At 32.7% G+C, this 828-nt stretch carries 1 protein-coding gene; it reads left to right on the top strand.

Annotated elements, in window-relative coordinates; genetic code table 11:
• Positions 1-828 (top strand): right-handed parallel beta-helix repeat-containing protein (locus MBCUR_RS03130; RefSeq protein WP_342669784.1); only part of this gene is annotated, 828 nt, incomplete at both ends.

The raw sequence follows: 828 nt of genomic DNA, 5'->3' as shown, positions 1-828 counted from the left end.
TTTAAATACATTAACTTTATCAATGGTAATGGTAATGGCACTACGGGAACAGCCATTCTCACTTATTCTAAAATTATTGTTGAAAACTGCACTTTTTCAGATAACATTGGAGAAAGCGGAGCAACCATTTTAATAAGTCCTCTAGGATATAACTCCATTATAAAAAACTCCATTTTCAACAATAACAAAGGAATACAAGCAAGTACAGACAACTTTGTTCAAGGAGGAGTAATAAGATCTGCTACAACAAATTTAACAATCACAGACTCAACATTTACTAATAACTTTGCCCTAAATGATGGAGGAGCCATTTCTATAGTCAATGGAACAGGAACTAAAATTATAAACTGCAAATTTACTAATAACAGTGCAAATATAGGTGGAGCAATCAGAATCGCTGATTGTGAAGTAACTATTAGCGACTCCATATTTAATCAAAACAATGCAAGCAACGTAGGAGCAATATTCATATTAAACGGAGCAGTCACAATATTAAACTCTAACTTCACCTCCAACAAAGCAGGCAACGGTGGAGCAATAGGAATATACAACCGAACCACTAATGATAACAAAATAACCATCTTAAAAAATTTAATCTTTGACTCCAATATTGCTACAGATATGGGTGGAGCAATTTATACTCAAAGCCCAATTAAATATCTAAATGACTCTACATTTAACAACAACTCTGCTGTAGATGGTGGAGGAATCTATTCTTTAAATGATTTACAAATTAATACAGCTAATTTTTCACAAAATACTGCTACTGCATCTGGCGGAGCAATTTATGCAAATGGTCAAATAAGCATTTCTTCTAAATCTAATTTT

The sequence above is a fragment of the Methanobrevibacter curvatus genome (genome assembly GCF_001639295.1).
Taxonomy (GTDB): Archaea; Methanobacteriota; Methanobacteria; order Methanobacteriales; family Methanobacteriaceae; genus Methanoflexus; species Methanoflexus curvatus.
Note: the sequence above shows the minus strand (reverse complement) of the source record. Positions and strands in the feature narration are given on the sequence as shown.